The organism is Bacillus sp. FSL R5-0654 (genome assembly GCF_038008745.1).
Lineage (GTDB): Bacteria > Bacillota > Bacilli > Bacillales > Bacillaceae > Bacillus > Bacillus safensis.
The window spans coordinates 1,425,856-1,447,018 of sequence record NZ_JBBOZV010000001.1; the positions used below are offsets into that span (position 1 = coordinate 1,425,856).

23 protein-coding genes are annotated in these 21,163 nt (G+C 40.8%); 15 read left to right on the forward strand and 8 right to left on the reverse strand.

Translation table 11 applies throughout. The features are described from left to right. Positions 1–22 precede the first annotated feature (22 nt). Positions 23–1,750, forward strand: a complete 1,728-nt coding sequence (gene ade / locus NSS76_RS07110) for an adenine deaminase (RefSeq protein ID WP_341081475.1) — start codon at positions 23–25, stop codon at positions 1,748–1,750. 98 nt (positions 1,751–1,848) lie between these two features. Here ade and rnjA read toward each other — a convergent pair whose 3' ends face one another. Beyond that, complete coding sequence (gene rnjA, locus NSS76_RS07115; RefSeq protein WP_012009818.1) at positions 1,849–3,516, reverse strand: ribonuclease J1; 1,668 nt, start codon at positions 3,514–3,516, stop codon at positions 1,849–1,851. A gap of 5 nt (positions 3,517–3,521) precedes the next feature. Further along, entirely contained in the window at positions 3,522–3,731 is a 210-nt protein-coding gene (locus NSS76_RS07120) for a DNA-dependent RNA polymerase subunit epsilon (RefSeq protein WP_008345114.1), read from the reverse strand. A gap of 397 nt (positions 3,732–4,128) precedes the next feature. Here NSS76_RS07120 and NSS76_RS07125 point away from each other — a divergent pair, with 397 nt between their 5' ends. Beyond that, a complete protein-coding gene (locus NSS76_RS07125; protein ID WP_044334000.1) occupies positions 4,129–4,908 on the forward strand; it encodes a Cof-type HAD-IIB family hydrolase in 780 nt (259 codons plus the stop codon). Positions 4,909–4,947: 39 nt separating this feature from the next. On the opposite strand, the gene def is transcribed toward NSS76_RS07125, so the two are convergent. Both def and NSS76_RS07135 read right to left on the reverse strand, forming a co-directional pair. Continuing rightward, positions 4,948–5,505 (reverse strand): peptide deformylase, encoded by a 558-nt coding sequence (gene def / locus NSS76_RS07130; RefSeq protein ID WP_024424751.1) that lies wholly within the window; start codon positions 5,503–5,505, stop codon positions 4,948–4,950. 111 nt (positions 5,506–5,616) lie between these two features. Continuing rightward, positions 5,617–5,808, reverse strand: a complete 192-nt coding sequence (locus NSS76_RS07135; RefSeq protein WP_029706718.1) for a YjcZ family sporulation protein — start codon at positions 5,806–5,808, stop codon at positions 5,617–5,619. Between the two features lie 234 nt (positions 5,809–6,042). Here NSS76_RS07135 and NSS76_RS07140 point away from each other — a divergent pair, with 234 nt between their 5' ends. From NSS76_RS07140 to lpdA, 5 genes are all read left to right on the forward strand, one after another. After that, positions 6,043–6,711 carry a YkyA family protein gene (locus NSS76_RS07140; RefSeq protein ID WP_056766352.1) on the forward strand — a complete coding sequence of 223 codons (669 nt, stop codon included), beginning with the start codon at positions 6,043–6,045 and terminating at the stop codon, positions 6,709–6,711. Positions 6,712–7,120: 409 nt separating this feature from the next. After that, on the forward strand, positions 7,121–8,236 hold the full coding sequence (gene pdhA / locus NSS76_RS07145; protein ID WP_024424754.1) for a pyruvate dehydrogenase (acetyl-transferring) E1 component subunit alpha: 1,116 nt from the start codon (positions 7,121–7,123) through the stop codon (positions 8,234–8,236). A gap of 3 nt (positions 8,237–8,239) precedes the next feature. Beyond that, the gene (pdhB, locus tag NSS76_RS07150; protein ID WP_012009824.1) at positions 8,240–9,217 is read left to right on the forward strand and encodes a pyruvate dehydrogenase complex E1 component subunit beta; all 978 of its coding nucleotides are present in this window, start codon (positions 8,240–8,242) and stop codon (positions 9,215–9,217) included. Between the two features lie 107 nt (positions 9,218–9,324). After that, positions 9,325–10,665 (forward strand): dihydrolipoamide acetyltransferase family protein, encoded by a 1,341-nt coding sequence (locus NSS76_RS07155; RefSeq protein ID WP_024426891.1) that lies wholly within the window; start codon positions 9,325–9,327, stop codon positions 10,663–10,665. Between the two features lie 4 nt (positions 10,666–10,669). After that, complete coding sequence (gene lpdA, locus NSS76_RS07160) at positions 10,670–12,082, forward strand: dihydrolipoyl dehydrogenase (protein WP_024426892.1); 1,413 nt, start codon at positions 10,670–10,672, stop codon at positions 12,080–12,082. A gap of 326 nt (positions 12,083–12,408) precedes the next feature. On the opposite strand, the gene NSS76_RS07165 is transcribed toward lpdA, so the two are convergent. Then, entirely contained in the window at positions 12,409–12,789 is a 381-nt protein-coding gene (locus tag NSS76_RS07165; RefSeq protein WP_223250976.1) for a hypothetical protein, read from the reverse strand. A gap of 315 nt (positions 12,790–13,104) precedes the next feature. On the opposite strand from NSS76_RS07165, the gene NSS76_RS07170 reads away from it, so the two are divergent. Further along, entirely contained in the window at positions 13,105–13,224 is a 120-nt protein-coding gene (locus NSS76_RS07170; RefSeq protein WP_003212464.1) for a GapA-binding peptide SR1P, read from the forward strand. Positions 13,225–13,266: 42 nt separating this feature from the next. Here NSS76_RS07170 and NSS76_RS07175 read toward each other — a convergent pair whose 3' ends face one another. Further along, positions 13,267–14,739 (reverse strand): aminotransferase class I/II-fold pyridoxal phosphate-dependent enzyme, encoded by a 1,473-nt coding sequence (locus tag NSS76_RS07175; protein WP_306655083.1) that lies wholly within the window; start codon positions 14,737–14,739, stop codon positions 13,267–13,269. A 190-nt stretch (positions 14,740–14,929) separates the two neighbouring features. Here NSS76_RS07175 and NSS76_RS07180 point away from each other — a divergent pair, with 190 nt between their 5' ends. Next, entirely contained in the window at positions 14,930–15,199 is a 270-nt protein-coding gene (locus NSS76_RS07180; RefSeq protein ID WP_024424759.1) for a UPF0223 family protein, read from the forward strand. 27 nt (positions 15,200–15,226) lie between these two features. On the opposite strand, the gene NSS76_RS07185 is transcribed toward NSS76_RS07180, so the two are convergent. Further along, the gene (locus NSS76_RS07185; RefSeq protein WP_103132175.1) at positions 15,227–15,862 is read right to left on the reverse strand and encodes a DUF1054 domain-containing protein; all 636 of its coding nucleotides are present in this window, start codon (positions 15,860–15,862) and stop codon (positions 15,227–15,229) included. Positions 15,863–16,139: 277 nt separating this feature from the next. Here NSS76_RS07185 and NSS76_RS07190 point away from each other — a divergent pair, with 277 nt between their 5' ends. The 6 genes from NSS76_RS07190 to NSS76_RS07215 all read left to right on the forward strand — a co-directional run bounded on the left by NSS76_RS07190 (position 16,140) and on the right by NSS76_RS07215 (position 20,369). After that, entirely contained in the window at positions 16,140–16,328 is a 189-nt protein-coding gene (locus NSS76_RS07190) for a hypothetical protein (RefSeq protein WP_024424761.1), read from the forward strand. A 133-nt stretch (positions 16,329–16,461) separates the two neighbouring features. Continuing rightward, the gene (locus NSS76_RS07195) at positions 16,462–17,268 is read left to right on the forward strand and encodes an inositol monophosphatase family protein (RefSeq protein ID WP_024426895.1); all 807 of its coding nucleotides are present in this window, start codon (positions 16,462–16,464) and stop codon (positions 17,266–17,268) included. A 111-nt stretch (positions 17,269–17,379) separates the two neighbouring features. Beyond that, the gene (locus NSS76_RS07200; RefSeq protein ID WP_216100329.1) at positions 17,380–19,305 is read left to right on the forward strand and encodes a hypothetical protein; all 1,926 of its coding nucleotides are present in this window, start codon (positions 17,380–17,382) and stop codon (positions 19,303–19,305) included. Continuing rightward, on the forward strand, positions 19,295–19,558 hold the full coding sequence (locus NSS76_RS07205; RefSeq protein WP_216100330.1) for a hypothetical protein: 264 nt from the start codon (positions 19,295–19,297) through the stop codon (positions 19,556–19,558). The genes NSS76_RS07200 and NSS76_RS07205 overlap by 11 nt, the downstream gene beginning before the upstream one ends. Then, positions 19,558–20,076: a sigma-70 family RNA polymerase sigma factor gene (locus NSS76_RS07210; RefSeq protein ID WP_187470532.1), complete on the forward strand. Its 519-nt coding sequence runs from the start codon at positions 19,558–19,560 to the stop codon at positions 20,074–20,076. Before NSS76_RS07205 ends, NSS76_RS07210 begins: the two co-directional genes overlap by 1 nt. Then, the gene (locus tag NSS76_RS07215; protein WP_044334015.1) at positions 20,073–20,369 is read left to right on the forward strand and encodes an anti-sigma factor family protein; all 297 of its coding nucleotides are present in this window, start codon (positions 20,073–20,075) and stop codon (positions 20,367–20,369) included. The genes NSS76_RS07210 and NSS76_RS07215 overlap by 4 nt, the downstream gene beginning before the upstream one ends. Positions 20,370–20,410: 41 nt before the next feature. Here NSS76_RS07215 and NSS76_RS07220 read toward each other — a convergent pair whose 3' ends face one another. Further along, positions 20,411–21,046: a hypothetical protein gene (locus NSS76_RS07220; protein ID WP_024424766.1), complete on the reverse strand. Its 636-nt coding sequence runs from the start codon at positions 21,044–21,046 to the stop codon at positions 20,411–20,413. Between the last annotated feature and the right edge of the window lie 117 nt (positions 21,047–21,163).

The following is a 21,163-nucleotide window of genomic DNA, read 5'->3' on the forward strand; positions in this document are numbered from 1 at the left end:
TTACTTGGAGGAGGCAGTGTCGTTGGATAAGGAGCTTTTCAGACATCAAATTGAGGTAGCTGCAAAGAGAAAAAAAGCAGCCCTAGTGATTAAACATGCGAAGGTTATGGACGTGTTTAACCAGGAATGGCTAGACGCTGATGTCGCTGTTGAAAATGGACAAATAGTAGGGATTGGAGAGTACGAGGGAGAACAGGAGCTGGATGCAGCAGGTCAAATGCTTGTACCCGGTTTTATTGATGGCCACGTTCATATCGAGTCCTCCATGGTTACCCCTGCTGAATTCTCCAAAACTGTCGTCCCGCGCGGTGTGACAACTGTCGTAACAGACCCGCATGAAATTGCCAATGTGTCAGGGATCACAGGCATCCGTTTTATGCTGGAAGAAGCGAGAAAAGCTGCCTTAAATATTTATTTCATGCTGCCATCCTGCGTACCGGCAGTTAGTTTTGAGCGATCAGGTGCTGTTTTAAAAGCGAAAGATTTAAAGCCTTTGTATCAAGAGAAAGAGGTTCTTGGTCTTGCCGAGGTGATGGATTACGTCAGTGTGGAGCAGGCGGAAGAAGATATGCTTCAAAAACTGCTTGATGCTCAAAATGAGAATAAATTGATTGATGGTCATCTAGCAGGCTTAACGGACCGATTAATAAACGTTTACCGCACAGCTAGTGTCCAAACAGATCACGAGGTAACAACAGCCGGCGAAGCCCTTGAACGTGTAAAACGAGGCATGTATGTCATGCTGAGAGAAGGCTCTGTTGCCAAAAACGTGAAAAACGTTTTACCAGCTGTGAATGAAAAGAATGCGAGACGTTTTTTCTTTTGTACCGATGATAAACATTTAGATGATTTAATGGCTGAAGGAAGTATTGATGAACAAGTACGTATGTCTATAAAAGAAGGATTAGACCCATTTTTAGCGTATCAAATGGGAAGTTTAAACGCAGCGGAGTGTTTTGGCCTCAAAACAAAGGGAGCCATTGCGCCAGGCTTTGATGCTGATTTTATGCTTGTCTCTGATCTTCATCAAGTAGACATCACCAGCGTATTTATTGCAGGAGAATTGGTGGCGCAGCATGGAGAGTACAAGCCAGGTGTGGAAAAAATTGCACCGAGTCCAGCCTTATTACAATCTGTTCATGCTAAAGACGTTCAAGAGCAGGATCTGGCTCTGCCTATCACAGCTCATCAAAAAATGAATGTCATTCGCATTATTCCGAATCAGCTAGAAACAAAATTAGAACAAATCTCTCCTTCAGAAACGAACGGACAATTCACTAGTGATACAGAAAGAGATGTATTAAAAATGGTGCTTGTCGAACGCCATCAAGGCTTATCTGAAATGGGGATAGGGGTTGTCAGCGGCTTTGGATTAGAAAAGGGCGCAATTGCAACAACGGTTGCGCATGATTCTCACAATTTAATTGCGGTTGGCACAAATGATGCTGATATCGTGAAAGCCATTGACGCATTAAAAGAAGCAGGGGGCGGTTTGACGGTTGTCAAAGAGGGCCAGTCTCTTCATACGCTGCCATTACCGATCTCTGGTTTACTTTCAGATCAGCCGGCACATCTTGTAAATGAAAGCCTTCATGCACTCCATGAAGCGTTGAAAGAAACAGGCTTTACTTTAGATTTTAATCCATTTTTGACGCTGTCCTTCTTGGCACTCCCAGTCATTCCTGATGTGAAAATGACGACAAAGGGTTTGTTTGATGTCAGAAGCTTTAAGCATCTCCCAATTCAATAAAAATGAGAAACCGCATGTGTACCTTGTATATATGCGCTTTTTTCAATGAATAGTGAAAAAAAGAGACACAGCCAAGCGGCTTGTGTCTCTTTTTATGGTTACACTTCCATAATAATCGGTAGGATCATTGGACGGCGTCTTGTTTTTTCATAAAGGAAAGGTGCAAGGGTGTCAGTAATTTCGTTCTTGATTTCAGACCACTGAGTTGTCTTACGTTCCATTACTTTTTCAAGGTGCTTTGAAATTAAATCCTGTGCATCGTTGATCAGGTCTCCAGATTCTCTCATGTAGACAAAACCTCTTGAGATCAAATCAGGACCAGCAGAGATTTTGAATTCTTTCATGTCCATGCTCACGACTACAATGACAAGACCTTCTTCAGAAAGAATGCGGCGGTCTCTTAAAACGATGTTTCCGATATCGCCAATACCGCTTCCGTCGATATACACGTTGCCTGATGGAATTTTGCCAGCGACACTTGCTTCGTCACCTTTAAGTGCAAGAACTTCACCGTTATCCATGATAAAGCAGTTTTCCTCAGGGATGCCGCAATCATTCGCAAGCTTGATATGCGTTTTTTGCATGCGGTATTCACCGTGAATCGGCATAAAGAATTTTGGTTTAATTAAACGGAGCATGAGTTTTTGTTCTTCTTGTCCGCCGTGACCAGATGTATGAATATTATTAAGCGAGCCATGAATGACCTCAGCACCTGCACGATAAAGCTGGTTAATGGTGCGGCTTACACTAATATTGTTACCTGGGATCGGTGAAGATGAGAAGACAACAGTGTCTCCAGGGTTAATAGAAATCTGGCGGTGAGTACCGTTCGCAATACGAGAAAGAGCTGCCATCGGTTCACCCTGGCTTCCAGTACAAAGAATGGTCACTTTGTTTGCCGGAAGGCGGTTGATTTCATTATGTTCAATAAACGTGTTTTTTGGACATTTAATATAGCCAAGATCTTGTCCAATATCAATAGCAGACTCCATACTGCGTCCAAATACAGCGACTTTTCTGCCGTTGGCAACAGCAGACTCAATCACTTGCTGAAGTCTGTGAATGTTGGAAGCAAACGTGGCAAAGATGATGCGTCCATCGACTTTTCTAAAGATGTCATCAATGCTTTCACCTACGCGTCTTTCAGACATCGTAAATTCTGGGATTTCACTGTTTGTACTATCAGATAAAAGACAAAGAACGCCTTCTTTTCCGATCTCAGCCATTTTGGTTAAATTGGCAGGCTCGCCAACAGGAGTAAAGTCAAACTTGAAATCACCTGTATGTACGATGTTACCAGGAGGTGTCTTGACGACAATTCCATAAGAATCTGGAATACTGTGTGTCGTTCTAAAGAAAGACACAGCTGTTTTTCTAAATTTAATGGTATCTTCTTCTTCAAAAATATGAAGTTTTGTTTGTCTCAAGAGACCGTGCTCTTCCAATTTATTACGAAGTAGGCCGATTGCGAGTTTGCCGCCGTAAACTGGAATATTCACTTGCTTGAGAAGGTAAGGGATACCGCCGATGTGGTCTTCATGTCCGTGAGTGATGAAAAGACCTTTGATTTTATCTTCGTTTTTAACTAAGTACGTATAGTCAGGGATGACGTAGTCAATTCCAAGAAGCTCGTCTTCAGGAAACTTAATACCTGCATCAATTAAAATGATTTCATCTTGAAATTGAACGCCATACGTGTTTTTACCGATCTCGCCTAAACCGCCGAGCGCAAAAACTGCCGCCTGATCGTTTTTAACAAATTTCATTCCTCTCATAGCTCCAATACTTTAAAATTTTCACTTTCTCGTTCATAGTCTAAAAAAGCACCGTCTACAGGCTGAATGAATTCAATGTTGTAGTTATGTTTTTTCAACTTATCGCGTACGTCTCTTTCAGAAACCGCTTCAACGTATAGTGAATCTGTGTGTTCTCTTACAGGTACCTCAGTAGTACTTGCCTGAAAAAATACCTTATATATCATCCAAATCTCTCCTTAAATACCGTATGTTACACTCGCTTATTCTATTATATTAAAAAAACGCGCATAAGAAAAGTCTCTGAGAAAAAAGGACCTTCGGCAAATGTGCGGAAGATCCCTTTAAGCAATCGATTTTTTACGAAGCATGTCCTTCCATTGTCTTCGAATTTTCTTACGCAGACGACGAAGCATCACATGCCGCCTCCTTTCGGGTTGAAGTAAGCTTAACCAGCGTGTTCCGGTCTCTCTATATACTTGTATTATATGATGTTTCTATTGAATGTTACATGGTTATATGTGGGAAATAGGCGTTTTCAAAAGGAATTGGTTTCGAAAGCGGAAATCTTTCTGTATGATGAAAGGGAGTGTGTATACATAACGAAGAGCAGGAGGGCGAGATATGAATAAAAAAGTCATCTTCTTTGATATCGACGGTACTTTATATGACCATGATAAAAATATACCTGAGTCAACGAAGCGAGCGGTTCATTTATTAAAAGAAAAAGGTCATCATCTCTTTATTGCATCTGGGCGTTCTCCTTTTCTGATTCGGCCCATTTTAGAAGAATTAGGGCTTGACTCATTCATTGCTTATAACGGTCAGTATGTCATGTATGAGGGAGACGTTATTTACGGCAATCCGCTGAAGCAGGAGCTGATGGAGCGGATTTATGAAACAGCGGATCGTCATGATCATCCGCTTGTTTTTATGGGAGGAGAAACGATGAAGGCGTCTGTGCCGAATCATCCGTTTATCCATGAAGGAATCGGTACTTTAAAAACAGAGCATCCTGAGCACGATGTATCTTTCTTTAAAGAAAACGACATTTTTCAAATGCTGTTATTTTGTAAGGCAGAAGAGGAAGTGGTGTATAAGGCATTCCGCGAAGAAATTGACCTTGTCAGATGGCATGAGCTGTCAACAGACGTTCTGCCAAAAGGCGGATCAAAAGCTGAAGGAATCAAACGAGTCATCGAAAGACTTCCTTACGATCAAAAGGATACCATTGCCTTTGGAGACGGACTGAACGATAGAGAAATGATTTCGTTTGCTGGAACAGGCGTGGCGATGGGAAATGCTGTGAGTGAACTGAAAGCATTGGCTGATTTTGTGACTAAGCCAGTAGATGAGGACGGCATATTCCATGCATTGACCCATCTTGGCCTCATTGAAGAATAAAAAAGAAGACCCTTAGATCGCCGGGTCTTCTTTTTTATGTTATGATCTGCCGATCGCAACAGAGTTTTCTGGCTCAGCGAACGGCTGATCCTTTTGAATATGATCATAAAACATAATGCCATTTAAATGGTCAATTTCGTGCTGAAAGACAATGGCAGGGAACCCTTTTAGACGGATATCAATGTCCTCTCCTTCAAGCGTAGTGGCCTTGACCCTGATTTTTTGATATCGAGGAACAAATCCAGGGATGGCTTCATCAACTGATAAGCAGCCTTCACCAGTCGCTAAATAAGCTCTTTTGACTGAATGACTGACAATACGCGGGTTGAACAGAGCATAGCTGTATTCTTCTCCGTCTTCATCCTCACAGTGAACAGCGATCATTCGTTTACTAATATTGATTTGCGGAGCTGCCAATCCAACGCCGGGTCTTAGTCCGTATTTTTCAGCAATGTCAGCATCCTGACTGTTTTTGACGAATTCGATCATGTCAGCTAATTGCTGTTTTTCCTCTTCTGTCGGCGGGAGCTCGACCGCTTCAGCTGTTTGTCTTAAGACGGGATGTCCGTCCCTTACGATATCATCCATGGTAATCACAAAACTTCACTCCTATTTCCTTTGTATGTAAAGTATATAAAATGATACACAACATATGCAATGAAATAAAGAAGACCGGTCCTATGAGACCGGTCAGAGGCTTAAACAGCCTTAGCAGCAGCCACCGCCGCCTAAGAATGCTGCGCCAACGATAATTAATAGGATGAAAAGCACAACGATTAAAGCGAATGTACGTCCGCCGCCGTATCCGCATCCGTATCCACCGCCATAACTTGGGTAACAACAGCCGCCGCCATATCCACCACCGAATCCATACCCGTAACCGCCGTATCCACCATACATACTTCCATGACTATAATTAGACATACTTTTGACCTCCTTTGGAAATACACTCGGCCTCTCATAAGTGAAGGCGAAGCGTGTAATATAAACTATGTATGAATGCACTATTTGTATAGTCATGCGCCTATTGCTTGAAAAAAATCTTCTCCGCCTCATTTGACTGACCTCTTTCCTTGTCACAAACGTCTATAAAAATTATAGTGGTATGTGGAGATGTAAAGGGGGGACCTTGTCATGAGACAGATGAAAAGAAGCATGAAAGCAGGTGCTGCTTTAGCGGGGATATGTACCCTTTTGCTGACAGGGTGCGGAGGTCAAAGTCCGTTTAATGATATGCAGGACGCAATGACGAAAATGAGTGAAAAAGAAGCATCCTTCGAAAAAGAGCAAGGTACACTGCAAAGCTATGAAGAAAAAGAGCAGAAGCTGTATAAAAAAATGATCCAAACAACGAAGGACCATACAAAAACAGTGGCAAGCCTTTCTGATCAGGCGTTAGCATCGGCAGCGAAACGAGAAGAACATTTAAAAACAGAAAAAGACAGTATGGATGAATCGAAAAAAGAATTGAAAACGGTAAAGGAATCTGCCGCACGATTGCAAGATGCGGAGTTAAAAGAGAAAGCAGATCAAACGGTCAAATCGATCGAGAAACGATATGCGTCATATGATCAGCTTTACAAGGAGTATCAAAAGGCGCTGAAACAAGACCAGCATTTGTATCAATCTTTGAAGAAAAAGGATCTCGGATATGACGAACTGAAGTCCAAGCTGAAGACCGTGAATCGTTCATATAGCAAAGTCAGAAAAGAAAGTAAGAAGTTCAATCGATATACAGATCAATTGAATGATCATAAAAAGGCTTTGTATAATGCAGCAGATCAAGAGTCGAAAAAGAGCTGAAAAACAGCTCTTTTTTTATTTTTCGACAAAAACAAACATTTTCTATTGTAGTACAGCAGTACACTCTATACTAGTACAGATTAGGTTGTTTGTTAAACAGATTGATACAGTTCACCATAAAAAGTAAAGCGAATACATTTATTTAAATAAAGCTGTTAAATCAATTGACGGACTATTTTTCTTGTTGTAAACTATTCCTTGTTAACAGAAGTTGTATTAGTTTTTTGTGAACTATCGTTAATACAGTTAGAAGGACTCAAAAACGAGTGGTCAACCAATGTTTCGACAACGATCTTAGTGGCTATTATATACAGGAGTCATATGAGTATTTTGGGTTATCCTATATCTGTATGTATAAATGGATTCACGACAAATGGACTGTTAAAAGAAAGGAAGAGGTGACTTTAGAATGGCTGCAAAAACAAAAAAAGCAATTGTTGATAGCAAAAAGCAATTTGATGCCATCAAAAAGCAGTTTGAAACGTTTCAAATTTTAAACGAAAAAGGCGAAGTCGTAAACGAAGCGGCAATGCCGGATCTTTCAGATGACCAATTAAAAGAATTAATGCGCCGTATGGTGTTTACACGAGTATTAGATCAACGTTCAATTTCATTGAACCGTCAAGGACGTCTTGGCTTCTACGCGCCAACAGCTGGACAAGAGGCTTCTCAGCTTGCAACTCACTTTGCACTTGAGAAAGAAGATTTCATTCTTCCAGGATATCGTGACGTACCACAATTAATCTGGCATGGTCTTCCGCTAACAAAAGCATTCTTGTTCTCTCGCGGACACTTTGTTGGTAACCAAATGCCTGAAGATGTGAATGCACTTTCACCGCAAATCATTATCGGTGCTCAAATCATTCAAGCTGCTGGTGTAGCTCTTGGTTTGAAAAAGCGCGGTAAAAAAGCTGTTGCAATCACTTACACTGGTGACGGTGGAGCTTCACAAGGTGATTTCTACGAAGGTATTAACTTTGCAGGGGCTTACAAAGCGCCAGCGATTTTTGTTGTCCAAAACAACAGATATGCGATCTCTACACCTGTTGAAAAGCAGTCTGCTGCACAAACAATTGCGCAAAAAGCAGCTGCAGCTGGTATCGTAGGCGTACAAGTTGACGGTATGGATGCATTAGCTGTTTATGCAGCAACTGCTGAAGCTCGTGAGCGCGCTGTAAATGGTGAAGGTCCAACATTAATCGAAACTCTTACATTCCGTTACGGCCCACATACAATGGCTGGTGACGATCCAACAAGATATCGTACAAAAGAAGATGAAAACGAGTGGGAGCAAAAAGATCCATTGGTACGCTACCGCAAATTCTTGGAAAACAAAGGCCTATGGTCTGAAGAAGAAGAGAATAAAGTGATTGAAGATGCAAAAGAACAAATCAAACAAGCGATCAAAGAAGCTGACGAACAGCCTAAGCAAAAAGTCACTGACTTGATTGAAAACATGTACGATGTAAAACCATTCAACTTAGTTGAACAGCTTGAAATTTACAAACAGAAGGAGTCGAAGTAAGCCATGGCGCAAATGACAATGATTCAAGCGATCACTGATGCGTTACGCACAGAACTGAAAAATGACGAAAACGTTCTCGTTTTCGGAGAAGACGTTGGTAAAAACGGCGGCGTATTCCGTGCGACTGAAGGATTGCAAAAAGAGTTTGGTGAGGATCGTGTATTCGATACTCCACTTGCTGAATCTGGTATTGGCGGTCTTGCTATTGGCCTTGGACTACAAGAATTCCGCCCGGTAATGGAAATTCAATTCTTCGGATTCGTTTACGAAGTATTAGATTCTGTTTCTGGACAAATGGCTCGTATGCGTTACCGTTCTGGCGGACGCTGGCATTCTCCAGTGACAATCCGTTCTCCATTCGGCGGGGGAGTTCACACACCTGAGCTTCACGCTGACAGCTTAGAAGGTCTTATCGCACAACAGCCTGGTATCAAGGTTGTTATTCCTTCAACACCTTACGATGCAAAAGGACTTTTAATTTCTGCAATTCGTGACAACGATCCTGTAGTGTTCCTTGAGCATATGAAACTTTATCGTTCTTTCCGTCAGGAAGTTCCTGAAGAAGAGTACACAATTGAAATCGGTAAAGCTGACGTGAAACGTGAAGGTTCTGACCTTTCAATCATCACTTACGGTGCAATGGTTCACGAATCACTAAAAGCTGCTGAAGAGCTAGAAAAAGAAGGCGTTTCTGCTGAAGTGATCGACCTTCGCACAGTAAGCCCGCTTGATATTGAAACAATCATCGCTTCTGTTGAAAAAACAGGCCGTGCGATCGTTGTTCAAGAAGCACAAAAACAAGCTGGTATTGCTGCAAACGTAGTAGCTGAAATCAATGACAGAGCGATCCTTAGCTTGGAAGCACCAGTACTTCGTGTAGCTGCACCTGATACTGTATTTGCTTTCTCTCAAGCTGAGAGCGTATGGCTTCCAAACCATAAAGATGTACTTGAAACAGCGAAGAAAGTTCTTGAATTTTAATTAAATGACAGAGGGGAAAAGAATTTATTTCTCTTCCCCTTTATCAATTACATGACCGTGTAAATATACACAACAAGGGTTCAACAAAATCTAGGAGGCGAAAAACAGTGGCATTTGAATTTAAACTTCCGGACATCGGAGAAGGTATCCACGAAGGTGAGATCGTTAAGTGGTTTGTTAAACCAAACGACGAAATCAATGAAGATGACGTTTTAGCAGAGGTACAAAATGATAAAGCAGTTGTAGAAATTCCTTCACCTGTTAAAGGAAAAGTATTAGAATTAAAAGTTGAAGAGGGAACAGTTGCAACTGTAGGACAAACAATCATTACGTTTGATGCACCTGGTTACGAAAATCTTCAATTTAAAGGCAGCGAAGAAGAAGGCGAAGCAAAAACTGAAGCTCAAGTACAAGGTACTGCTGAAGCTGGTAACGAGCCAGAGAAGAAAGAAGTAGCACAAGAAGAAGCGGCAGCAGCAACTGGTGCAGGCGCACAAGAGCAAGTAGACGCTGATCCAAACAAACGCGTAATCGCTATGCCATCTGTACGTAAATATGCTCGCGAAAAAGGCGTTGAAATTTACAAAGTTGCAGGTTCTGGTAAAAACGGCCGTGTGTTAAAAGAAGATATCGACAGCTTCGTTAATGGTGGTTCTGCAGCTCAAGAGGCAGCACCTCAAGCAGCTGAAAGTGCGAAAGAAGAAGCAGCTCCAAAAGCGGCAGCAGCTCCAGTTCTTGAAGGAGAATTCCCAGAAACTCGCGAGAAAATGAGCGGAATCCGCAAAGCAATCGCAAAAGCAATGGTGAACTCTAAGCATACAGCTCCTCACGTAACATTAATGGATGAAGTTGATGTAACAAACCTTGTTGCACATCGTAAACAATTCAAACAAGTTGCAGCTGATCAAGGAATCAAGTTAACTTACTTGCCTTACGTTGTAAAAGCTCTAACTTCTGCTTTGAAAAAGTACCCAGTACTTAACACTTCTATCGATGATAAAACAGATGAAGTTGTTCAAAAGCATTACTACAACATCGGAATTGCAGCTGACACTGAAAAAGGCTTGCTAGTTCCAGTTGTAAAAAATGCAGATCGCAAAGCGATTTTCGAAGTTTCTAACGAAATCAATGAGCTTGCAACAAAAGCACGTGATGGTAAATTGGCTCCAGCTGAAATGAAAGGTGCATCTTGCACAATCACAAACATCGGTTCTGCTGGTGGACAATGGTTTACTCCAGTCATCAACCACCCAGAAGTAGCGATCCTTGGTATTGGCCGTATCGCTGAAAAAGCGGTTGTTCGTGATGGCGAAATCGTTGCAGCTCCAGTCTTAGCTCTTTCCCTAAGCTTTGACCACCGTATGATTGACGGAGCTACTGCGCAAAATGCCCTTAACCACATCAAGCGTTTATTGAATGATCCACAATTAATTTTAATGGAGGCGTAATGTCATGGTAGTAGGAGATTTCCCAATCGAAACAGATACTCTTGTCATCGGTGCAGGTCCTGGTGGATATGTAGCTGCTATTCGTGCTGCACAGCTTGGACAAAAAGTAACAATCGTTGAAAAAGGAACACTTGGCGGTGTATGTCTAAACGTTGGCTGTATCCCTTCAAAAGCATTAATCAATGCTGGCCATCGTTTTGAAAATGCTAAGCATTCTGAAGACATGGGTATCAAAGCTGAAAACGTAACAGTTGATTTCACAAAAGTTCAAGAGTGGAAAGCTTCTGTTGTTAATAAGTTAACAGGTGGAGTTCAAGGTCTTCTTAAAGGAAATAAAGTAGACATCGTCAAAGGTGAAGCTTATTTCGTAGACAGCAACTCTGTACGTGTAATGGATGATAATTCAGCACAGACTTACACGTTCAAAAATGCAATTCTTGCAACTGGATCTCGTCCAATTGAATTGCCTACTTTTAAATACACAGACCGCGTGATCAACTCAACTGGTGCTTTAGCGCTTAAAGAAGTACCTAAAAAGTTAGTTGTCATCGGTGGTGGATACATCGGTACTGAGCTTGGTACTGCTTATGCAAACTTTGGAACAGAAGTTGTGATCCTTGAAGGTGGAGACGAAATCCTTCCAGGTTTCGAAAAGCAAATGAGCTCATTGGTTAAACGTAACCTGAAGAAAAAAGGAAACGTTGAAATCCATACAAACGCTCTTGCAAAAGGCGTTGAAGAAAAATCTGATGGTGTCACTGTTACGTTCGAAGTAAAAGGCGAAGAAAAAACAGTTGATGCTGATTACGTACTTGTGACTGTTGGTCGTCGTCCAAACACTGATGAGCTTGGTCTTGAGCAAGTTGGTGTTGAATTGACTGACCGCGGAGTTGTCAAAACAGACAAACAATGCCGTACAAGCGTATCTAACATCTATGCAATTGGTGACATCGTTGATGGACCACCACTTGCTCACAAAGCTTCTTACGAAGGTAAAATTGCAGCTGAAGCAATCGCTGGAGAGCCAGCTGAAATTGATTACCTTGGTATTCCTGCTGTTGTATTCTCTGAGCCAGAACTTGCAACTGTTGGATACACTGAAGCAGAAGCAAAAGCAGAAGGAATCGAAATCGTTGCAGCGAAATTCCCATTCGCAGCGAACGGACGTGCACTTTCTCTTGATGCAACTGATGGCTTCATGAAAATGATCACTCGTAAAGAGGATGGTCTAGTGATCGGTGCTCAAATCGCAGGTGTTGGCGCTTCTGATATGATTTCAGAGCTTAGCCTTGCAATCGAAGCTGGAGTGACTGCTGAAGATATCGCTATGACAATTCACGCTCACCCAACATTAGGTGAAATTACAATGGAAACGGCTGAAGTAGCAATCGGAAGCCCAATCCACATCGTAAAATAATGAAACCTATGAAACCCTCTCCTTGATGGAGAGGGTTTTTTTGACGCCCTGAACACCATATGAAAAACCCCTCATGAGGTGAGGGGTTTCAGCGTGTAGACAAACCCTCGCATTCTTTGTCAGTCCTGCGCGCTGGTGCTCACGAATGTCAAATTCGCTCCGCGCCAGTGCTCGTCCTTCCTAGACTTCAAAGGTTTTCTATCACGCTGAAAAAAAGACAAAGAGCTAAAATAAAGATCATTTTAGCCCTTTGTCAACAATTTGAAACCCCTCATGAGGTGAGGGGTTTTTTCATATGGATATATATAAGTGCAAGGTAAATAACATTAGTTTGTATTGACGCGGTCTAAAGCATGACATAAAGGCGATAAGATCTCCTGTTTACTGCGGACATTTCCTTCCACCTTCACGATCACTTTTTCATCATTGACAAGTAAAATAGCCGGTAATTCGTCCACTTCATTTTTCCAGCCTTTACGATCTTCTTTTACAATCATTTTTGACATTTCCTTAGGGTATTCATTTTTTAAATCGAGGACTGCATCATAATAAGGGCTTTCTTTATCAAGGTTTTCTGCATCAGTAAAAAAGAGAATTCTCGGTTTTTGAATATGACGGACTTGGTCGGTCTGATTCGGTATGATATACGCAAATGAGCATGAACTAAGTACAAAGAGCATGGGGAATATAATGAGAAGTGTCCTCATAAAATTCAATCTATTCACCTCAAAATCATTTGGGGTTGTCCCAACATTTTTAGGAGCTTGTTCCCTGTTAGTCACTCTAGTGTATCATGTCCCTTTTGACAATTTTCGATTGTTACTCAATTGTTACAGAATTGATATGAAGCAAAATACAATTGAAACGTTCCCTCAATATGATAAGAAAAAGCACATATTTATAAAAAATGATTAAATGTGTCATACAATTAACCGTTGACAACTTAAATGTGACATCATATTATAGAAATAAGAAATAGATCAAACGCTTTCAAACTATGAATGAAGAAAAGGGGAATGTACGTGGGTACAATTATTTGTCAAGATTGCAATGAAACCATTGATCAATTTGAAAATGAAAAAGTGACAACGTTATACGGAACATGCGGTCACTGTCATTGCTGTGATGAAGCCTCTGAATAAATAAAAAAGCATGCAGCTCCATTTGGGCTGCATGTTTCTTTTTTATAAAATTGGTTTTTGTTCCTTAATCACACGGATCATTTCAAGCGTTGAATCTTCAGGTCCTTGGACAGGGAGACCAATTTCAATATTTTTAAAGATATACGATATATTTTCTTCTGTGATAATTTCACCTGGTATAAAAATCGGAATACCTGGCGGATACACCATCACAAACTCTGCGATAATGCGGCCGACTGCTTCCTTAAATGGAACGACTTCCGTTGTAGCGTAAAAGGCGTCACGCGGCGTCATAGCAAGGGATGGGATCTCAGGCAGCAGCACTTCCGTTACTGCTTGTTTGCCGCTCTCACGAGTAGAGGCTGCGGCAATTTCCTGCATCGCCGTCACGAGCGTATCAATTGTCTCATCTGAATCGCCAGGTGTAACGATACATAAAATGTTGTAAAGGTCAGAGAGCTCTACTTCAATTCGATAGCTTTCTCTCAGCCATTTTTCGACATCATGTCCATTTAACCCAAGGTCTTTAATGGAGATAATTAATTTCGTTGGGTCATAATCGTAAGTGGAAGCTGAACCGAGTACTTCCTTGCCAATGCAGGTAATGCCTTCAATTTGATTCAAGCGGTCTCTCGCTGATTCAGCCAAACGAATGGCTTCTTCAGCTAGTGCCTTTCCTTCAGTGGCTAATCGTTTTCGAGCGACATCAAGTGACGCTAAGAGCAAATAAGAAGTGGACGTTGTCGTCAGCATACTCAAAATCGATTGCACTCGGTCTTTTGAAACAAGCCCTTCCTTCATATTTAAAATAGAGCTCTGCGTAAGAGAGCCGCCGAGTTTATGGACACTTGTTGCTGCCATGTCGGCACCTGCCTGCATCGCAGAGAGGGGAAGCTCATCGTGAAAATGTATATGCACACCGTGTGCTTCATCGACAAGGACAGGCACATCAAATGAATGGGCAATGTCTACGATTGATTTTAAGTCAGCTGAAATACCAAAATACGTTGGATTAATGACAAGCAACCCTTTCGCATCTGGATGCTCAATGAGCGCCTTTTTGGCTGAATCAGGTGTAATACCGTGAGAGATGCCAAGTTCTTTGTCTATTTCTGGGTGAATAAAAACAGGAACTGCGCCAGAAAATACAATCGCGGACATAATTGATTTATGGACATTACGCGGAACGATAATTTTATCTCCAGGCCCGCATACCGTCATCACCATTGTCATGATAGCGCCGCTTGTGCCTTGAATGGAGAAAAACGTATGATCAGCACCGAAGGCTTCAGCAGCAAGCTCCTGTGCTTCTTTTATCATCCCTCGAGGTGAATGTAAATCATCGAGAGGTTCTATATTAATGAGGTCAATGCTTAATGCATTGTCGCCAATGAATGCTCTAAATTCAGGATCCATTCCGGCTCCTTTTTTATGGCCTGGAATGTGAAATTGGACTGGATTGGTTGCTGCGTGTTTTTTTAGTCCAGTATATAAGGGTGTATCATGTTGTGACAATTGCTTTCCCACCTTCATCGAAATACCTGCTATTATTGTGCCAATTACAGCAGATTTCATTGCATAAAACAAAAGAATTATATTATGAACTGATCGGAATGTAAAGCATAAAATCAATCGGTTTCTGATCAAACAGATGCTATAATAAAAGTTCAAATGAGAAATGAGTGTTAAAGTGAGGGACAAGTAAATGGAATATCAATATCCAATGGATGTCGACTGGACGACAGAGGAAAAAATTGCAGTCATTTCATTTTTTCAGGCTGTTGAAAAAGCCTATGAAAAAGGAATTGCGAAGCAGGAGTTATTAGATGCTTATAAACGATTTAAAGAGGTTGTGCCATCAAAAGCAGAGGAAAAAACGCATTGTGCGGCGTTTGAAAAGGGAAGCGGGTATTCCCCTTATCGTGCAGTGAAAACCGCAAGAGAGGCAGAAGAGACTGCTATTATACGTATGTAAAAAACGAGCCTATAAGGGCTCGTTTTTTTATACAGATTCTTTCTGTGTGAAGCGGTATAGATACGTCAGCGTGCGGAAGGCATTTTCGATTTTCGATAGAAATTCTTCATTATTCATTTGAACGACTTCCTCTCTAGGCAGCTGAATGCCGCACAGAAGCTCGGCTTTCTTCACTGTTTGAACACGTTCAAACAGCGTTTTCAGCTGTTCGGAATCTAGTTCGCTGTGACGCATGACATCTGGTTTCATATGATCTTTAGACCATACAAAATCTTGCGGTATTTTCTGCTGGATGGTGTCTAGCTCTTTTTCAAATAGCTGGCCGTACTCACCTTTCACTGGAGATTCATAAATGAGCGCAAACCAGACAAAGACATGTGTTTTCCAAAGTCCAATTTGAAAGTGAGGAAGTTTTTTATATCCACGCTTACTGTTTGCAAAAGCAACCCATGTATCATTTGGCGGGTTGACAGATCTTCTAGCATGCTTTGCGACGTGTACAAACATTTCGTCTCCTGTAATAGAAGAAAGAAGTGGTGCAAAATGTTCGCCAAGTGCCTCAAGCTTTGGACGGACTCTTTCTTTTAATACAGTCATTCGTTCATCTAAACCATCAACTGTGAATGTTTCAAAATCTTCATCTCTAAAACGTATTTCACTCATGTTATGCCTCCTGTATCTTTTCGCTGATCATATTTTATCATAGCTTGGGTCAAGCTCAAAAAAAGATGCACCGGCAGATAAAAGGGCGTGGTGCAGCGTTTAAAACCTTTCAATTTGTGGTACATCATTAATAGGTAAAGACACAATTTTCAGAATGTCGTTGCGGTTATGCGATCGCTTCATACGATATAAGCAAGAACCATTTCTCTTATCGATTGAATTTTTATCAATGAAAACTGACAAGGAATGAATCATTCTCTGGAAGGGGCGTTGACCAATGAAGCAAATCGTGAAGCAGGGCTATAGACAGGAGAAGAAAAATCGCATCGCTGTGTGGAGATTAGAGGTTGATTATGAGCTTTCTACGCTTCATGAAGCCATCGAACAAAAAGATGACATCCAAATCGAACGCAGCAAACGAAAGCTTGAGCGCCTAAGAAAAGAATGGGAGCAGCTTCAAGGGTAAAACAGCGTGAGGTAAAAACGAACCAATTCATCGGTTCGTTTTTGTATGAAGCTGCTTTTTTCTTGCTTTTACGTACATAATATCAGTATGCTATTACAAATAGGTCCTACATAGAAAAGAGGTTTACAATCTGATGACAAACTGGGTGGAAATTGACCGTCTTGCAAAGCTCTGGGTAAAAGAAGCAGGAAGCCGTATTAAAGCGTCCATGCAGGAAGGTCTATCAATTGAAACAAAATCAAATCCAAATGATCTAGTCACGAATATCGATAAAGAAACAGAACGTTTTTTTATTGAAAAAATACAGTCGACATTTTCAGATCATCACATTTTAGGAGAAGAGGGACAAGGGGAAGAGGTCACCTCACTCGATGGAATTGTGTGGATCATTGATCCGATCGATGGCACAATGAACTTTGTCCATCAAAAACGAAACTTTGCCATTTCAATCGGGATATTTGAAAATGGTGTGGGGAAAATCGGTCTTATTTATGACGTCATTCATGACGAGCTCTACCATGCCATTAAAGGAGAAGGAGCCTATATGAACGATATCCTGCTCCCGCCATTAAAAGATGTGGAGATTGAAAAAGCCATTGTGGGTATTAATCCGACATGGGCGATTGAAAGCCCTTATTTTGACGCCAAACCATTTGCCCGTCTTGTGCGTGACGTGAGAGGGACACGAACGATTGGATCAGCTGCCCTTGAGCTTGCTTATATTGCAAGCGGCAGAAGTGACGCATATGTCACCTTAAGGCTTGCGCCGTGGGATTATGCAGCGGGCTGCGTACTGCTTGATGAAGTAGGGGCCGTTTACTCAAATATTCACGGAGAACGTCTTACGTTCCTAGACAAAAACAGTATAGTGGCTGGAAATCGATCCATTTGTGAAAAAATCTTGCATGATTACATAAAAGGAAGCGGAAATAAAAAATAAACGACATCACTTCATGAGAATGAAGTGATTTTTTGTTTTTCCTGAAACTTTTTGGTAAGGCGGATGTCTATACGAATGAGGCCTTAATTTCAAGTAAAGGATTGTGTATCAATGTTTGATTTGTTTAGTGATTTATCGCTCCATTTTGAAAGGTATTTTATTTTAAATGAGTACAGTATCCACATCATTCAATGGTGTGTACTTGGACTATTTGTCCTGTTCGTAACACTCCCCATATGGAAAGAAAAGAGGAGTAGTTATGTATTTTATGCTGGAATCGTATTAAGAGTTGTTCTGCTTGGCGGGATGACAGTTGAAATGATCCACCAAGTTCTGTCTAGACAGTATACGATCGAAACATTTGAAGTGCTGACAGATTTCATGCAATTTCTCATTTATGGGTATGTCTTGCTTGCATCACTGTACTATGTGATTACTCTTCCTTATTTAAAAAATAAAGGTATGTTCTTTGTTTTTGATTTATCTGTATTACTTCTGCCTTTATGTCAAACAGTGTTTATTGTGTTTGCTGAAAGCAAAAAGTTCTTTCTTAGCGGTGATACGGGGCTAGTATGGAGAGATATGATCACCATTTTGGTTATGGCTTGCTTTGCCGCTTTGCTGCTGCACCTTTTCTTTCGCTTGTTTTGGCACCGAAAGTGGAAGGAATTGCTTTTCTTCTATGGCTTAATTTTCGCAGCCTTGCTTTATATATTTTATCCTTCTATCTCGAAGCATGAGCTCCAATCTTCATTTAAATCGATAGTCATTTTAGCGGCAGCAGCAGGAAGCTTTATGACGATTGATTTGTTATCTGCTTTACTACGGGACAAGCTGAGATTAAGGAAGTGGGGCGTTGGTTGTATAACTGTCTTTTTTCTGCTGTTACTCAACCCGGTTGTCAATATTCCTCATACCATGTTCCAATTTACCAAAACGGAACTGGTAGATACTTTTTCAGAAGAATATCGCCCTTTATCAGCAGCAAGTGCAAAAGCATTCGCTTCAAAATTTGTACCGGAGAATCAATCGCTGTATTTAAATACTAGTCATCAGCCTATCCCTTACCATTACGTGTTTGCAGATGATCAGTATGAAGTGAATATTTCTCCGTTTACAGGTGAATTAAGCGGATATTCTTATCGAGGTCGTGTAGAGGGAAAGGAGATGACCGATAAAGAATATAGGAAAAAAACCATTGAATTTTTCGAAAGAAGCGGGCGGTCAATAGATCTCAATCGCATTCAATTGACTGTACAAAAAGAGGACGGAGAAACGGACGTTCTTCTTCTGCCAAAAATGTCTCAGAATGAAGAGGACAGTTTAGCGTCTGCCACCTGGAAAAAAGGGACGCTTCGACAAGCGCGATACGTAAACGCCATCTTTCAATTAAAGGATATAGACGGCATCCGTTTAACAGAAACGGAGATAAAAAACAGGATCAACAGTATTTATAAACATTTAAATTTAAAGCCGCCAGCTTATCAAATCACAGGCATTGATGAATTTTATTTTAATTGGCAGCATGAAGTGAGGGTTACAACTAAAGATCAATCGGAGTTTCTGTTTAATGGCTCAACAAAAGAAGTTATCAGCTTTAAGCTGTCAAAAACGATTCTTCAACAGAAAAAAGGGAACGTCAGCGATGAAGATTTGTTAAAAATCATAGGGAAAACGCCAAAAGACGTAAGGAAAGAAACAGGTACTAGTGAAAGCAAACAATATACGTTTAACCGTTTCTCTCATGTCGCCAATCTGTTTAAAGGGGATGATGGAATTGAGTTGAGAGTACAATCAGATTCTTCAATCCCGCACGCAGTATCTAATCAAGATCGGGAGGACGTCTATCAGCAAGTACTTAAAAGGTATAAACCATATACGATTTATAAAAAACAAATAAAACCTGTGAAGATGATCGACAAAGAAGGGAACATCGACATTTCATGGCTTGTCATCATCCAAACCTTCGGATCAAATGAGCATAAAATCTATGAAGTGAATGGACGAACAAAAGAGGTGCATCGTTTTGACAGATAAAGAAAAACAAGCCATCTTTCAAGACTTATATGAACTGTATCAAGAAGGGGATCTGGGAGCCGAGGCAGCGAGCTGGATGAAGGCACACGAGCAGCAATTTCAGCATGTGGACACGGGTAAAAAGCAGTCTTCAGCGCCGATGGAAAGTCAGAATGACTATGACGATTTAAAACGCATGAAAGGGTTTATTTACTCGTTATATTTCTTTTTTATCGTTTTATCGATTTGGATGACTGTGTGGTTTTATTTTTGATGTCCAGACCAGCAGAGCAAATTGAAAAAATCTATGAAGAATATTTTCAGGAAATCACCAAATATTTATATCGCCGGACGGGAAATATGGAAACGGCCAAGGACCTTGCGCAGGACGTATTTATGAAGGCACTTCATGGGTTGTCCTCCTTTAAGGGACATTCAAGTATAAAAACATGGCTTTATACCATTGCGTATCACACATTTGTGAATGATTATCGCCGAAAAGTAAAATGGACTTTTACGAACGTAGAGGAAATGGATTTCTTAGAGCAGCAGTCGTTCACGACACCAGAAGATCACATTGAAAAACAAGCTGACATCGAAAGGCTGTGGCATCATATTTATCAGCTGAAGGATTCCTACCGGGAGGTCCTTATTTTAAGAGATATTCAAGAATTGTCATATGAAGAAGTAGCAGAAATTTTGAATTGGACTTTATCTAAAGTCAAAACAACCCTTCATCGAGCCAGATTAGAGCTGAAGCGAAAGCTACATTGTGAGGAGTTCAATAAATGAGCTGTTATTTGATTGAAGAATTGTTACCACTTTATATAGAGGGGGACACAAGTGCAGAAACAAATAAAATTGTTGCAGAGCACTTACAATCCTGCGAGAGCTGCCAACACCTTTATCACGAAATGAAAGAGCCAATAACCTTTATACAAACTCCTGATCTCATGCCATATATAGATGAAAAGGAAGAAAGAAGAAAATTTGAAAAGCGCTACTATGGCAAGCTGTTATATCGAGCAAGTATCGCGTTTTGTATAGGATATGTCGTGATGATCATTCTTTATTGGCTGAAATAAAAAACCCCCATCTGGATAAACCAGGTGGGGGTTTTTCTAGCTTAGCTTAATTTTTCTTTCGCAATTTGAACTGCATCATAGAACGTTTTCAATTGCTCTTGAGGAATTTTCTTAAGCATTTGGTTGAAAACAAGTAATTCAGTAGAGCTGAATCCAAGACCTTTTGCGATTTTTGAATCAATTACAACGTTTCCTTTTTTGTCTAGAACAAGGGCATCACCAGCAAGATCAGCAATTCTGATCACTGATTTGAAAAGCTTTTCGAATTTAGCCGCTTCTTCTTTTGTAAGACCAAGTTCAACAGCTTTTGCTGCATCAAAAACCAATTTCCCTTTTTCGTTTTTAGTGATGCTTTCACTGAAAACGATTGTAAGAACAGCTGCGCGATCTAAGAATTTCTCAGCAGTCGCCGCTTCTTCTTCAGTTAGTCCGAGCTCAACAGCTTTTTTCACATCAAATGTGTAGTTGTTGTCTTCCTCAACAAATGAATTGATGAGAATGTTGATGACACGCTCGTTTTTCTCCAATAATTCTTTAATGATTTGCTGCTGTTCAAAAGGAATTCCTTTGAAAGTTGCAGCGCTTGCTTGCCCAGGAGCTACTGTTGTGAAAGTAAGAATGATAGCTAAAGCGAAAAATACAACAGAGCTGAGCGATTTGCTCAAAAACTTCTTCATGCTTCTTTTCTCTCCCTTTTCTGTTAAATTTTGTTGCAAGAAAAGCATACCATGAGAAACTTTGTGGAAGAATAGGAAAATTGTAACTTTATGTTTGGTTTTGGAGAACTATAAAAG